The 14,436-nt window shown below is 55.7% G+C and carries 13 protein-coding genes; 5 read left to right on the top strand and 8 right to left on the bottom strand.

Annotation, left to right across the window (positions count from 1 at the left end; genetic code table 11):
- Positions 1–14: 14 nt before the first annotated feature.
- The gene (locus SPH27_RS09665) at positions 15–3,104 is read left to right on the top strand and encodes a beta-galactosidase (RefSeq protein ID WP_182071798.1); all 3,090 of its coding nucleotides are present in this window, start codon (positions 15–17) and stop codon (positions 3,102–3,104) included.
- A gap of 39 nt (positions 3,105–3,143) precedes the next feature.
- Here the strand turns inward: SPH27_RS09665 and SPH27_RS09660 are convergent, their stop codons facing one another.
- Positions 3,144–3,971, bottom strand: a complete 828-nt coding sequence (locus tag SPH27_RS09660; protein WP_048978930.1) for a nickel/cobalt efflux protein RcnA — start codon at positions 3,969–3,971, stop codon at positions 3,144–3,146.
- A 134-nt stretch (positions 3,972–4,105) separates the two neighbouring features.
- Between SPH27_RS09660 and SPH27_RS09655 the strand changes: the two genes are divergently transcribed.
- Entirely contained in the window at positions 4,106–4,378 is a 273-nt protein-coding gene (locus SPH27_RS09655; protein WP_023310594.1) for a metal-sensing transcriptional repressor, read from the top strand.
- Here SPH27_RS09655 and SPH27_RS09650 read toward each other — a convergent pair.
- The gene (locus tag SPH27_RS09650) at positions 4,371–5,936 is read right to left on the bottom strand and encodes an EAL domain-containing protein (protein WP_047061248.1); all 1,566 of its coding nucleotides are present in this window, start codon (positions 5,934–5,936) and stop codon (positions 4,371–4,373) included. The genes SPH27_RS09655 and SPH27_RS09650 overlap by 8 nt on opposite strands.
- A gap of 219 nt (positions 5,937–6,155) precedes the next feature.
- Between SPH27_RS09650 and SPH27_RS09645 the strand changes: the two genes are divergently transcribed.
- Both SPH27_RS09645 and ykgO read left to right on the top strand, forming a co-directional pair.
- Complete coding sequence (locus SPH27_RS09645) at positions 6,156–6,416, top strand: type B 50S ribosomal protein L31 (protein ID WP_010428154.1); 261 nt, start codon at positions 6,156–6,158, stop codon at positions 6,414–6,416.
- Between the two features lie 2 nt (positions 6,417–6,418).
- The gene (ykgO, locus tag SPH27_RS09640) at positions 6,419–6,559 is read left to right on the top strand and encodes a type B 50S ribosomal protein L36 (RefSeq protein ID WP_003859006.1); all 141 of its coding nucleotides are present in this window, start codon (positions 6,419–6,421) and stop codon (positions 6,557–6,559) included.
- Here the strand turns inward: ykgO and SPH27_RS09635 are convergent.
- Positions 6,556–7,266, bottom strand: a complete 711-nt coding sequence (locus tag SPH27_RS09635) for a GNAT family N-acetyltransferase (protein WP_182071796.1) — start codon at positions 7,264–7,266, stop codon at positions 6,556–6,558. The genes ykgO and SPH27_RS09635 overlap by 4 nt on opposite strands.
- Positions 7,267–7,367: 101 nt before the next feature.
- Here SPH27_RS09635 and SPH27_RS09630 point away from each other — a divergent pair, with 101 nt between their 5' ends.
- On the top strand, positions 7,368–8,828 hold the full coding sequence (locus SPH27_RS09630; protein WP_182071794.1) for a PLP-dependent aminotransferase family protein: 1,461 nt from the start codon (positions 7,368–7,370) through the stop codon (positions 8,826–8,828).
- On the opposite strand, the gene SPH27_RS09625 is transcribed toward SPH27_RS09630, so the two are convergent.
- From SPH27_RS09625 to acrB, 5 genes are all read right to left on the bottom strand, one after another.
- A complete protein-coding gene (locus tag SPH27_RS09625) occupies positions 8,800–9,267 on the bottom strand; it encodes a YlaC family protein (RefSeq protein WP_045400719.1) in 468 nt (155 codons plus the stop codon). The two genes, SPH27_RS09630 and SPH27_RS09625, sit on opposite strands and share 29 nt — an antisense overlap.
- Before the next feature lie 117 nt (positions 9,268–9,384).
- Complete coding sequence (gene maa / locus SPH27_RS09620; protein WP_182071792.1) at positions 9,385–9,936, bottom strand: maltose O-acetyltransferase; 552 nt, start codon at positions 9,934–9,936, stop codon at positions 9,385–9,387.
- A gap of 205 nt (positions 9,937–10,141) precedes the next feature.
- Complete coding sequence (locus SPH27_RS09615; protein ID WP_008499287.1) at positions 10,142–10,360, bottom strand: HHA domain-containing protein; 219 nt, start codon at positions 10,358–10,360, stop codon at positions 10,142–10,144.
- A 27-nt stretch (positions 10,361–10,387) separates the two neighbouring features.
- A complete protein-coding gene (tomB, locus tag SPH27_RS09610) occupies positions 10,388–10,762 on the bottom strand; it encodes an Hha toxicity modulator TomB (protein ID WP_008499288.1) in 375 nt (124 codons plus the stop codon).
- A gap of 511 nt (positions 10,763–11,273) precedes the next feature.
- Positions 11,274–14,420: a multidrug efflux RND transporter permease subunit AcrB gene (acrB, locus tag SPH27_RS09605; protein WP_029741964.1), complete on the bottom strand. Its 3,147-nt coding sequence runs from the start codon at positions 14,418–14,420 to the stop codon at positions 11,274–11,276.
- Between the last annotated feature and the right edge of the window lie 16 nt (positions 14,421–14,436).

Here is a 14,436-nt window from a genome sequence, read left to right as displayed (position 1 = left end):
GCAAAGAGGTTACTATGTCCACCACTTCACCGCTGACCCTCAGCGCCATTCTGGCCCGTCGGGACTGGGAAAATCCTGGCGTCACCCAGTGGAACCGTCTGGCCGCACACGCGCCGTTACACAGCTGGCGCAATGAGCCCTCTGCCAGAGAGGACGCTGGATCGACCAGCAGGCACTATCTGAACGGAGTGTGGCAGTTTAGCTTCTTTACCGCGCCGGAACGGGTTCCTCAGGCATGGGTAACCGAAGATTGCGCGGATGCCGTTGCGATGCCCGTGCCGTCTAACTGGCAGATGCAGGGGTTCGACACGCCCATCTATACCAATGTCACCTATCCTATTCCCGTTAACCCGCCTTTCGTGCCGCAGGAAAACCCGACCGGTTGTTACTCGCTCACATTTGAGGTGGATGACGCCTGGCTTCGAAGCGGGCAGACCCGCATCATCTTCGACGGCGTGAACTCGGCGTTCCATCTCTGGTGCAACGGGCAGTGGATGGGCTATTCCCAGGACAGCCGATTGCCCGCCGAATTTGACCTCTCGGCGGCCTTGCGCCCCGGGCAGAACCGGCTGGCGGTCATGGTATTGCGCTGGTGCGACGGCAGCTATCTGGAAGATCAGGACATGTGGCGCATGAGCGGCATCTTCCGCGATGTGGCGCTGCTGCATAAACCCGAGACGCAGATTGCCGATTATCACGTGGTGACGGATCTGAATGCGGAGCTGGACCGCGCGGTGCTGAAGGTGGATGTCGCGCTGGCAGGCGCTGGCTTTGCAGACTGCGAGGTGGTCATGACCCTGTGGCGCACGGGTGAAAAATGCGCCAGCGTTTCCCGGCGTCCAGGATCTGCCATCGTCGACGAGCGCGGCAGCTGGGCAGAGCGGCTAACGGCGGCGATCCCTGTTGACCAGCCCGCGCTCTGGAGCGCTGAAACGCCAGAACTGTATCGCCTGACGATTGCGCTTCTTAACCCGCAGGGTGAGGTGCTGGAGGTTGAGGCGTGTGACGTGGGCTTCCGCCGCGTTGAGATCGGCAATGGCCTACTGAAGCTTAACGGTAAACCGCTGCTGATCCGCGGGGTTAACCGGCACGAGCATCACCCGGAAAACGGCCAGGTGATGGACGAAGCGACCATGCGCCGCGATATCGAAATCATGAAGCAGCACAACTTCAACGCCGTGCGCTGCTCGCACTATCCGAACCATCCCATGTGGTACCGGCTTTGCGACCGCTACGGGCTGTACGTCGTTGACGAAGCCAATATCGAAACGCACGGCATGGTGCCGATGAGCCGCCTTGCTGACGATCCGCGCTGGCTGCCCGCCATGAGCGAACGCGTGACCCGCATGGTGCAGCGCGATCGTAATCATCCCTCGGTTATCATCTGGTCTCTGGGCAATGAGTCGGGCCACGGCGCGAATCACGATGCGCTGTACCGCTGGCTGAAAACCACCGATCCTACGCGTCCGGTGCAGTATGAAGGCGGCGGCGCGAACACGGCGGCGACCGATATTGTCTGTCCGATGTACGCCCGGGTCGATCGGGATCAGCCCTTCCCGGCAGTGCCTAAATGGTCAATCAAGAAATGGATCGGCATGCCGGACGAAACGCGCCCGCTGATCCTCTGTGAATACGCCCACGCGATGGGAAATAGCTTTGGCGGGTTTGCGAAATACTGGGAAGCGTTTCGCAGCCATCCTCGCCTGCAGGGTGGGTTTGTCTGGGACTGGGTCGATCAGGCCCTGACGAAACGGGACGAAAAGGGCAACTTGTTCTGGGCCTACGGCGGAGACTTCGGCGATAAGCCGAACGATCGGCAGTTCTGTCTTAACGGGCTGGTGTTCCCCGATCGCTCGCCGCACCCGGCGCTGTTCGAGGCGCAGCGCGCCCAGCAGTTCTTTACCTTTACGCAGGTCAGCACTTCTCCGCTGGTGATTGAGGTGCAAAGCGGCTACCTGTTCCGCCACACCGATAACGAAGTGCTGAACTGGACGGTTGCCCGGGACGGGGACGTGCTGGCCGCGGGCGAGGTGACGCTCTCGATGGCGCCTGAAGGCACCCAGCGTCTGGAGATTGACCTGCCGGCGCTGAACGCCGGGCCGGGTGAGATCTGGCTGAACGTTGAAGTACGCCAGCCGCGGGCAACGCCGTGGTCTCCGGCTGACCATCGCTGCGCGTGGGAGCAGTGGCCGCTTCCGGCTCCCCTCTTTATTGCTCCGCCAGTCCCGGCGGGCGAGCCGCCGGTGTTAACGCAAAGCGATCGCATTCTGGAGATCGCCCATCGTCAACAGCGCTGGCAGTTCGATCGCGCAACCGGAAACCTGTCCCAATGGTGGCGAAACGGCGTTGAAACGCTGCTTTCACCTCTGACGGATAACGTCAGCCGCGCGCCGCTGGATAACGACATTGGCGTGAGTGAAGCGACGCAGATCGATCCGAACGCCTGGGTTGAACGCTGGAAAGCGGCGGGCATGTACGAACTCACCTCGCGCGTTCTGCACTGTGAGGCACGGCAGCACGCAGGCGACGTGGTGGTCACAACCCAGCACGTGCTTGAGTATCGCGGCAAAGCCCTGTTCATGAGCCGTAAAGTCTGGCGGGTGGACGATCGTGGCGTTCTGCATGGCGATATTCAGGTCGATATGGCATCTGATATCCCTGAACCCGCGCGCGTTGGCCTGAGCGTTCATCTTGCCGAAACGCCGGAAAACGTTCACTGGCTGGGGCTGGGGCCGCATGAAAACTACCCGGACAGAAAGCTGGCGGCGCAGCAGGGTCGCTGGACATTACCTCTCGAGGCCATGCACACGCCGTATATCTTCCCGACGGAAAATGGTTTGCGCTGCGATACCCGGGAACTTGTGGTGGGAACGCATCAGCTGAACGGCCGGTTCCATTTCTCGGTGAGCCGCTACGGCCAGCAGCAGCTGCGTGAGACAACCCATCATCATCTGCTGCGCGAAGAGCCGGGATGCTGGCTCAATCTCGATGCGTTCCATATGGGCGTGGGCGGCGACGACTCCTGGAGCCCCAGCGTCTCTCCGGAGTTCATCCTGCAGACACGCCAGCTTCGCTATACCTTCAGCTGGCAGCAGAACCCTTAGCTGACCATGAAGATGCGGCCACAGAGCGTGGCCGCAGTCTTACGCCAGAATGCCGCTCAGGCCATGCAGGCTCATGTAAATCCCTACTACGGTAATCAGCGCAGCGGAGATCCACGGCGCTTTACGGGATAATTCGCTAAACCCGGGCCAGCGTTTGGTCGCGTGCTTGAGGCTTAAGGCCGCAATCGCGCCGGAAGCGACCAGCGTTAACGCCAGACCAATGCTGAAGCTGAACACCAGCGTCGCGCCGAGGGCGAAATGCTTCAGCTGCAGGCAGATCAGCAGCACGGTGATGGACGCCGGACAGGGGATAAGCCCGCCGGTCAGGCCAAACATCACGATCTGGCCGGTGGTGACGTTTTGACCGCTGAAGCGCCGGTTAATATCCTGCGCGTGAGCGCGCTGGTGGGCGTCCTGCCACTCTTCTTCAACCAGCGAGTGTTCGTGGTGGTGGTGGTGATGATCATGATGGTGGTCATGGTCATTGTGGTGGTGATCATGGTCGTGATGATGATGATCGTGCGGCTGGCTCTCTTTCCAGGTTCGCCACGCCATCCACAGGGCGATCGCAACGATCAGCCCCCCGGAAATCAGCTGGAACCAGGGTTCGGACGTGTGTGCATCCCAGCCCCGACCAAACCATAATCCCGCCATCGCAACGAGCCAGACCACCGCCGTATGGGAGAGCGTGGCCGCCAGGCCGAGCAGCACCGCCTGTTTCAGCGTGCCTCGGATGGCCACGATAAAGGCGGCCATCATTGTTTTTGAATGGCCCGGTTCCAGGCCATGTAGCGCACCGAGCAGGATAGCGCTGGGAACAAACAGCCAGGCGTTGCCCTGCTGAAGGAGTGAAGCAAAATCGGTCATGGGAAATTCCGGAGTGGAAAGCGTGTGAAGATACTACTCCCCCCCAGTAGTTCAATACTACCCCCCAGTAGAAAAATACTCAGGGGGAGTAGAGCGTGATATGCTTTAAAAGCCAAAAAATAAGGGATACAGAGATGTCACATACCGTTCGAGACAAGAAGATGTTACTGACTCGCCTGAAGAAAATTCAGGGGCAGAGCACCGCGCTGGAGAAAATGCTCAACAGCGATCACGAATGCGCCGAGGTGTTACAGCAGCTGGCGGCGATCCGCGGGGCGGTCAATGGCATGATGATGCAGGTGATCGAAGGGCATTTAACCGATCATGTGGTGAAAGAGCCTGAAGAAGCGCAGCGTGAAGCCGATCTTGGCGTGGTATTGCGGGTGATGAAATCCTATCTCAAGTAGCGTGCGTGCCGAGGTTATTTTCTGCCCAAAGAATAAATTCCGTTTTTGGCAGCGCTTTGCTGTAGTACCACCCCTGCCCGTACTGCACGCCGTGTTGGTGTAGCCAGGCGAGTTGCCCTGCGGTTTCGACGCCCTCCGCCACCATCGCCAGCTTCAGCGACTTCGCTATTTCAATGATGTGCGGCGTCACGTTTTTATATTCCAGCGCATCCACGAACGATTTATCAATTTTTAGCGTATCGACGTCCAGATCCTGCAGATAGCTCAGGCTGGAATAGCCCGTGCCAAAATCATCAATATAGACAGGGTGGCCTGAACGGCGAAATGCGGCGATAGCCGGTGCGCTAATTTTGGGATCGGCAAAGCCGCGCTCGGTGAGCTCCAGGGCGATTTGCCGGGGGTGGATCTGCCACTTGTTCAGGAGCTGGCTCAGCAGAGGCGGCAGGATGCCGGAGGTTAAATCGGCAGGGGCGAGGTTAATGGAGATATGCTGATCCGGATAGCGTTGCAGCCAGTGGCCCATATCTTCAAACACCTTTTCGATGACTAACTGTGTCAGCTTCGAGATGAGCCCCGTTTGCTCGGCAAGGGGGACAAAAATATCCGGCGAGAGGCAGCTTCCGTCTGGCTGCGGCCAGCGCGTTAGCGCCTCAGCGCCCACAATTTTTCCGCTACAGAGCGCCACGATGGGCTGATAGTGCACCACAAAATCCCGGCTGTTAATGGCGTCAAGCAGGCGATTGCGCGGCGACTGGATACGCCGCAGGATCCGCAGGACAAACAGTGCGGCGAGCAGGCTTATCAACATGCCGAACGGTAACCAGAAAAGAAGCTGCCGGTGCCAGGTTTCAGCCAGCGGTTTGAGCGTTGCCCATGCGACGACGGTAAATCCAAGCTCAGGTACAGACTTCATGACGTACATTGAACCGTTGTACTGCACGCTTTTCACACCCCGCTCCTGAACCATGTCGCGGATGTGAGAGTCGAGCTTGCTGCTGCTGGCAAATATGCGGTGCGTTGCGCTTCCTACCAGGGCGGCATCAATCGCTATCTCGCCGAAAGGGATCACGTCCACCAGCGAGGCAGGATCGATCATGACAAGGTAGTGGCCTTTTCCCAGCACCGTCATGTAGCGGTTAAACCCAAGATCGTTTTGCGTGGTCAGCCACGCGCTGTAACCATCTTCGGTAATGCGCATTGGAGGAGGGAAAGGGGACGCATGGCTGGTTTGCTCCAGGGAGGAGCAGAGCGGTCGAAGATTGTCAATATAAATCACTTCCTGGACATATCGCCACGAGAAAGCGACCCGGCGCATTTCCCGCAATTGCAAGGGGCTACACGGCACTCCCTCAAAGGCCTGCAGGTGATCGAGCGCTTCTTTTGCCTGATCCACAACCCTGTCGGTGCGAACCAGCACGCGGGAGGCATAGTTATCCAGCGCATCGGCGAATTTATCTTCCGCCTGGCGATGGGCCAGCCAGATGCTCAGGCAAATGGGGACCAGCACAGAAAAGATAAGTACGCCAGTCACCAGACTGACCAGATGTCGGGTTTTCATGCTGTCGTGTCCTTCCTCGTATGCCCGTTCCTGGGCATTGAGTTCCCTGCCTGAAGAGAAAGATTTTACCGCGAAATGATATAGTTATAGCACGTGGTTGGCATGGTTTTCATTTTATCTCAGGCATACGAGAAATTATCGTCAGAAGAGAGGGGTTGTTTTTTCAACCTCGCCTGGATATTATTTTGTTATGTTATAACAAAACATAAAGGATTTACGATGAAACCCGATATTCACCCAGCCTATCGCACCGTGGTATTCCACGACACCAGCGCTAATGAATACTTTAAAGTCGGCTCAACCATTAAAACCGACCGCGAAATTGAACTCGACGGTGAAACGTATCCGTACATCACCATCGAGGTTTCTTCAAAATCGCACCCGTTTTATACCGGTAAGCAGAAAACGTTCTCCACGGACGGCAGCGCAGCGCGCTTCCGCAAGCGTTTTGGCGGTTTTCTCAATGCGAAGCGGGGCTAACCATGCAGGTACTTAACTCATTACGCAGTGCAAAGCAGCGTCACCCGGATTGCCAGATAGTCAAACGCAAGGGACGCTTATACGTGATTTGCAAATCTAATCCGCGCTTTAAGGCGGTTCAGGGACGTAAAAAAAGACGCTAAACGCGCGTTTCTCGCCAGCTTTCCAGGGATCTTTTCTGTTTGCCATCGGCGGTAAAATTGTCGGTGGCAAGCCAGCTTTCAAAGGCGATCGCCAGCGCAGGCCACTCTTTGTCGAGAATCGAAAACCAGTCGGTATCCCGGTTACGGCCTTTTATGACCAGCGCCTGGCGAAAGCGTCCTTCAAACTGAAAGCCCAGACGCAGCGCCGCTTTACGGGAAGGCTCGTTCAGGCTATTGCACTTCCATTCATAACGCCGGTACCCCAGGGTATCGAATACGTACCGCATCAGCAGATACTGCGCTTCTGTCGACCCTGGCGTGCGGCTTAACAGAGGAGAGAAGTGAACGTGCCCCACTTCCACGACCCCGTTTTTAGGATCGATCCGCATCAGGGACAGCGTCCCGACAGGAGACTGGGTCCGGTTGTCCATAACGGTAAAGTGGATGGGATCGGATAACTCACTTACGCTCGCCACCCAGTCGGCAAACTCCTCTGCGGTGGCATCGGGTTCACGCAGCAGCCACGTCCAGCTGCGGGTATCTTCGGCCAGTGAATAGGCGGAGAACAACGCGTGGGCATGCTCCACGCGCAGCGGCTCAAGCCGACAATAGTGACCCTGAAGGACCACCCGGGACGGGTGCTGACGAGGCTGCCAGTCGATAAGGGCTTCGCCTACAGGCTGTCCAAACTCGTTGAATGTATTCATCTTTATTTCCATGACGTTGAAAAGATCTCCAGATTAGTGAATTGCTGGTTCCTTAAAAAGAACCACCAGGCTATGTTTTTCTGATACCACAAGGAGGGGAGATGAATATACCAGGTGATGAGCTTTACACTTTGCTCCATGCTGCGCTGAAAAAGCGTGGGCAGGAGACGCTTCAGCGCGCGCTCTATCTCGCTTTGCGGGAGGCCATACTGAGCGGAAGGCTTCTGTCCGGCAGCCAGCTGCCCGGTTCGCGAACGCTGGCGCAGCAGATCTCGGTTTCCCGAAACACGGTCAATGCGGCGCTGGACCAGCTCACGCTCGAAGGCTATTTGCTGCGTAACCGTCAGGGGACGCGGGTGGGGCAATTCGCTCATCGTACGATTGCCCGGACATTGCCGGATCCTGACGTCAGGCTGACAAAACGTGTCGCCCTGCTGCCCGCGCCCGGGCCGCGCGACACCCCGGTGATGGCGTTTACGCCGGGAACGCCTGCCATTAACTATTTCCCCTTGCCGCTGTGGCGGCGATTGTACGATCGCGTCCTGCGCGAGGAGGGAAGCGCCCTGTTAGGCTATGGCGACCCGGCCGGCGAGCCGTCGCTGCGCGCCGCGATTGCCCGGCATCTCGCCCTGTCCCGCGGTATCGACTGCGACGCCAGCCAGATTGTGATAACCGAAGGGGCGCTTGAAGGCGTCAACCTCTGCACGATGCTGTTAAGCGAGCCTGCCGATGTCGCCTGGGTAGAAAACCCCGGCTATAGCGGGGCAAAGAGTGCGTTTGTTAAAACTGGCCTGGCAATGACGGGAATACCGGTAGATGACGAGGGAATGTGCTGGGAAGGGCTGGATGCGCCTGCGCCCTCAATGATTTTTACCTCACCTTCGCATCAGTTCCCTTACGGGAGCGTGCTCAGCGCGCGGCGGCGGCTGGCGCTGCTGGAGCTGGCCCGGCAGCATAACGCGTGGATCATTGAAGACGATTACGACAGCGAGTTCCGCTATGCCGGTGAGCCCGTACCGGCGATGCTGGGAATGGTCAACAATGCGCCCGTTGTGTATCTGGGGACGTTCAGTAAAACGCTGTTTCCCTCGCTCAGAATGGGGTTCATGGTGCTACCGCCAGCGCTGGCGAAAGCGGCTCGCCCGGCCATCGGCTCGCTGTTGCGCGGAGGACATCGTGCGGAGCAGCGTACCCTGGCGCTGTTTATTGAAGAAGGTTATTACGCCCGTCATCTTGCCGCCATGCGTCGGCTCTACCGTAAACGCTACCGCCAGCTGCGTGAGGTGCTGGGCGCAGAGCTTTATTCTCCGCACCGCATTCTGGCAGGCGAAGGGGGAATGCATCTGACGCTGGCGATAGACGGTATTGACGACCAGAAGCTGGTGGAGCAGGCGAGGGCGTTTCAGCTGGCACCCGCTGCGCTGAGCGGGTACTACCTGGAGGCGAAGCAGGGGCAAACCGGTCTGGTTTTAGGTTACGGCAATACCTCTGCTTCTCAGTTTGCGCCGGGGATCCGACGCCTGCAGGCGTTAATTACGCAGCAGCAGGGCGGGAAAGGGTAAAGACATCATAGAAAGAGAGCTGACCTTTGGTGGAGACCATTTTCTGCAGCTTCTCTTTTTGCCCGGCTTCAACCGCCGGAGAGTGCATGATGTTTTCGATCAGCTCTTCTGGCACGTAACGCGTGTTGTACCATTCGCCGTTATAGCAGACCCGGAAATCGAGCACGTCGATATCTTCGTAACGGTAGCGCGGATTCACGTCGAAAAAGAAAAAGGCGTTAAAGACGACAAACAGTACAACCAGCAGCCAGACGGAGTCCACCAGCGTTTCTGACTTCAGCATCACAACAAGCGTCGCCAGCCAGGCGGCATACATGGCGACAAACAGTCCAGGATGTTTGCGAATAAAGCTAATGCTAAAGCGCGGGCGATTGTCGCGCTTTTCGCGGAGGTTAAGATCGTCGATGGTGGCGGTAAGCAGGCGCTGTATCTCGGTCATTTTTTGCCTTCATAAGAGTTGACAATACAGGGGGTCTGCCAATTTTAGGGGAGCCATCAGGCTGAAAAAAGTAACAGTCTGGCGCTAAAAGACTATAACAGTTGACTCCCCGCAACCTCACAGCGTTTTGATGATTTTTGCCGGATTGCCGCCAACGACGACGTTAGCCGGGACGTCTTTCGTCACGACGGCGCCGGAGGCCACCACCACATTATCACCAATGGTGACGCCAGGGTTAATGACAGCCCGGCCGCCAATCCAGACGTTATTGCCAATATTGACGGGTTTTCCAAACTCCACGCCGCTGTTTCGTTCTTCCGCGTCCAGGGGATGGGTAGCCGTATAAATATGAACACCCGGTGCGAGCATACAGTTATCGCCAATATGAACAGGGCAGACATCCAGCATCACGCAGTCGAAGTTAGCGTAAAAGTTTTTGCCCAGATAAATGTTATATCCGTAGTCGCAGCGGAAGCTCGGCTCAATGTAAGCGTCTGCGCTTTGTCCCAGAAGTTCCGCCAGAATGTTCTGGCGTTCTGTTTTTTCATCAGGCGCGGTGTGGTTATAGCGGTAAACCAGATGTCGGGCCCGCAGTCGGTCAGCCCGTAACGTCTCATCGCCGGGGCGGTAATGTTCACCGGCAATCATTTTCTGTTTTTCTAAGCTCATTGGAAACCTCTTTGGATGTTATTACCGAAGGGTAATCGGAACAGGCCGGAAGGGGAACGTTCCCGAAAAGCCGGTGTGACTGACGTCACAACATTGCTGCTGATGAACACGTTTTACACGGAGACCTGGCCTGGGCACAGGGAGCATAACGGGACAGGTAAATACTCAGAACGAGGCGTAGAACTCTACAGACACCCTTCAAAGATTAACGGACAAATTTCCACACAGAAGTAGGGATTTTGTCATACAGTTTATTCATTGTCAGTTCAGCAAGACGATGGTCAGCGGCTGAATAAAATACCGCCAGTTCATTATCAGAAAGCTCGTATTTATTCTTTTCAATGACGCGCTCAAGCGTGTCAATTGACTGACAACGTCGTAAGCGCATCAAATAATCGATTTTTGTGAGTGGTTTATCAGACATAAATTCACCTTAGTAATTGTAATAATTTTAACAGGAAAGACTCACCGGGTTAGCTCTGCTCACGTTGACGAAACAGCGGAATAGCCGATTTCCCGATTTACGCCATTTTTGCAAATCCTGAGCGTTAATGCCGTAACTGCTGAACAACATAAAGGTGTCGTCCAGGTATTCATCAATTTGCTCAATGAGCTTATTATCTTCATTGTACTTAATTTTATAATTAAGTGCGAAGGTTGCGATATGCTCTATCAGCTCATTCAACTGTAAATTGATGGCAGACGTTGGGTCGTTTACCCAGCCATGGTTACTTTCATCAAGATTGGCAAGGCAGTCATGGTACAAGGATTCGCAGAGAAATTTCAACTGCGCGATATCATGCCTTTTTGGCGAGTACTCGTCCATAGCGCATCCCCTTCTGAGTGATTTCTTACTCACCGAACATCATTGTCGGGATGGATACAACTGACTTAGCTACATGAGTGCTGTGTTCCTGATAACCTAACTATAAGCCACTCCTTCCTGGATTTCACCGCGCTATTACGAAAAATTACAAATAAAAACCGCAGGCTGGGAGCATGCACGCAAATGGTCACCCTGGTCTCAACGTTTTTATCCAAATTAACGACGGGGTTTTATCGCTTCCTTACGTTTCATCGGCTTAGCAAAAATGATGAGAAAAGTTCAGATTCAGACTTATCTTTGTAAGAACTTCTTATTAGGAATATTCCTAATAGCTTAAGCGGGGAAATGAAATTAAAAAAATCCTGAATTCACCGATTAAGGTATCAGTTAATTATGATATGTCTATTTAAGATGGCAGAAAATAAATAGAGCCACAATAAGCGTAATTTATGATTTTTTCTGAAAATGAAAAAGGCCGCTAATGCGGCCTTTTTATCATGTGGAACCGGTATCAGTGAGGTTCTACCGAATGACTGTGTTCAACATCTTCATTCTTGCGGCTAAAGCGGCGGCGAACCACCACGAAGAACACCGGTACGAAGAAGATAGCCAGTACGGTCGCGGTAACCATACCGCCCATCACGCCTGTACCTACCGCGTTCTGCGCGCCGGAGCCCGCACCGGAGCTGATAACCAGCGGCAGTACGCCGAGGATGAACGCCAGCGACGTCATCAGGATTGGGCGCAGACGCATACGAACCGCTTCAAGCGTCGCCTCAATAAGACCTTTGCCTTCTTTCTCCATCAGATCTTTGGCGAATTCAACGATAAGTATCGCGTTCTTCGCCGACAAGCCAATGGTTGTCAGCAGGCCTACCTGGAAGTAAACGTCGTTGGTCAGTCCACGGAACGTTGCCGCAAGCAGCGCACCGATAACCCCGAGCGGAACCACCAGCATAACGGAGAACGGAATCGACCAGCTCTCGTACAGTGCCGCCAGACACAGGAAGACCACAATCAGTGAAATGGCGTACAGGGCTGGAGCCTGGTTACCGGACAGACGTTCCTGATAGGACATACCGGTCCAGTCATAGCCGATACCCGCAGGCAGTTTGCTTGCCAGTTCTTCCATCAGGTTCATGGCTTCACCGGTGCTTCGGCCCGGAGCAGCCTGACCCAGGATCTCCATCGATGGCAGACCGTTATAGCGTTCCAGACGCGGCGAACCGTATTCCCAGCGTGAGGTTGAGAACGCCGAGAACGGTACCATCTGACCATTGCTTCCGCGCACGAACCAGCTGTTGATATCGTTAGGCAACATACGGTACTGCGCCTCGGACATCACGTACACTTTCTTCACACGACCGCGGTCGATGAAGTCGTTAACGTAGCTACCGCCCCAGGCAGCGCCCAGCGTGGTGTTGATGTCACTGATGGATACGCCCAGCGCCTGGGCTTTCTCCTGGTCGATATCGATCTTGTACTGCGGCGTATCTTCCAGGCCGTTTGGACGCACGCCAACCAGCAGGTCAGGATGTTTAGCGACTTCACCAAACAGCTGGTTACGCGCCTGAGTCAGTTTCTCGTGACCCAGACCGCCCTGGTCAATCAGCTGGAAGTCGAAACCGGTCGCCGTACCCAGTTCAACAATCGCTGGCAGGTTAAAGGCAAAGACCATCGCATCTTTAATCTGCGAGAAGGTGCCCATTGCACGGCCGGTGATGGCTTCAACCTTGTTCTTTTCGCCTGGACGTTCAGACCAGTCTTTAAGAGAAACGAAGGCAATACCGGTGTTCTGACCACGACCCGCAAAGCCAAAGCCGTTAACCGCAAACACGGACTCAACGTTGTCTTTCTCTTTGGTGAGATAGTAGTCCGTCACTTCATCCAACACTTTCTGGGTACGCTCTTGCGAGGCACCCGCCGGAAGCTGTGCCATCGTCAGGAACACGCCCTGGTCTTCATCTGGCAGGAACGAGCTTGGCAGACGAACGAACAGGAAGGCCATGCCCACCACGATGATGATATAGAGCAGCAGGTAACGACCGGTGCTGCGCAGGATGTTGCCCACGCTGTCGGTGTAGTGATGCGTGCTCTTATCGAACATGCGGTTAAACCAGCCGAAGAACCCTTTGTGCTCGCCGTGACCGCCTTTCTGAATTGGCTTCAGCATGGTGGCACACAGGGCAGGGGTCAGGATCAACGCGACCAGTACCGACAGCGCCATCGCGGAAACGATGGTAATGGAGAACTGGCGGTAAATCGCACCGGTAGAGCCTCCGAAGAAGGCCATCGGGATAAATACCGCAGACAGCACCATCGCGATACCGACCAGCGCGCCCTGGATCTGGCCCATTGATTTACGGGTCGCTTCCTTCGGCGGCAAACCTTCTTCCGCCATCACGCGTTCGACGTTCTCGACCACGACGATGGCGTCATCCACCAGCAGGCCGATGGCGAGCACCATCCCGAACATCGTCAGGGTGTTTATTGAGTAGCCGAATATCGACAGGATCGCAAAGGTCCCGAGCAATACCACCGGCACGGCAATCGTTGGGATAAGCGTCGCGCGGAAGTTTTGCAGGAACAGGTACATCACCAGGAATACCAGGATGATCGCCTCAACCAGCGTCTTAACCACTTCATGAATCGAGATTTTGACGAACGGCGTGGTGTCGTACGGGTAAACGATTTTCAGACCTGACGGGAAGAACGGTTCCATCTTCTTCAGCTCTGCGCGGATCGCCGTGGCGGTGTCCAGGGCGTTAGCGCCGGTCGCCAGTTTGATACCCAGACCGGAAGCCGGTTTACCGTTGAACTTCGCGATGATGTCGTAGTTCTCACCGCCCAGCTCAACTTTCGCCACGTCGCGCAGGCGAACCTGCGAACCGTCCTGATTCACCTTCAGCAGAATTTTGCTGAATTCATCGGCAGAGGTCAGACGGGTCTGCGCGATGATCGAGGCGTTAAGCTGCTGGCCTTTCACCGGCGGCGTACCGCCTAACTGACCTGCCGCTACCTGGGCGTTCTGCGCTTTAATCGCGCTGATCACGTCAACCGGGGTCAGTTGGAAGTTGTTCAGCTTGTTCGGATCCATCCAGATACGCATCGCGTACTGGGAACCGAACAGCTGCACGTCACCCACACCGGAAGTACGGCTGATGGCGTCCTTCATGTTGGCGCCCACGTAGTCGGAAATATCCTCCTGCGTCATGGTGCCGTTGGTGTTGATAACGCCGACAACCATCAGGAAGCTACTGGACGATTTCTCGACGCTCACACCCTGCTGTTGTACTTCCTGCGGCAGCAAAGGCATAGCCAGCTGCAGTTTGTTCTGCACCTGAACCTGCGCAATGTCAGCATCCGTACCTGACTGGAAGGTCAGGGTGATCTGCACCGTACCGGTGGAGTCACTGTTTGAGGACATGTACATCAGGTTATCGATACCGTTCATGTTCTGTTCGATAACCTGGGTGACGGTGTCCTGCACCGTTTTCGCATCAGCCCCCGGGTAGGTTGCGGAAATTGTCACCGCCGGTGGCGCAATCGTTGGATATTGCGCAACAGGCAGCTTCAGGATCGCAAGTCCCCCGGCCAGCATGATGATTATGGCGATCACCCACGCAAATATGGGGCGATCGATAAAGAAATTAGGCATGTCTTAACGGCTCCTG

Source organism: Enterobacter sp. A103, assembly GCF_034427535.1.
Taxonomy (GTDB): domain Bacteria; phylum Pseudomonadota; class Gammaproteobacteria; order Enterobacterales; family Enterobacteriaceae; genus Enterobacter; species Enterobacter asburiae_B.
Note: the sequence above shows the minus strand (reverse complement) of the source record. Positions and strands in the feature narration are given on the sequence as shown.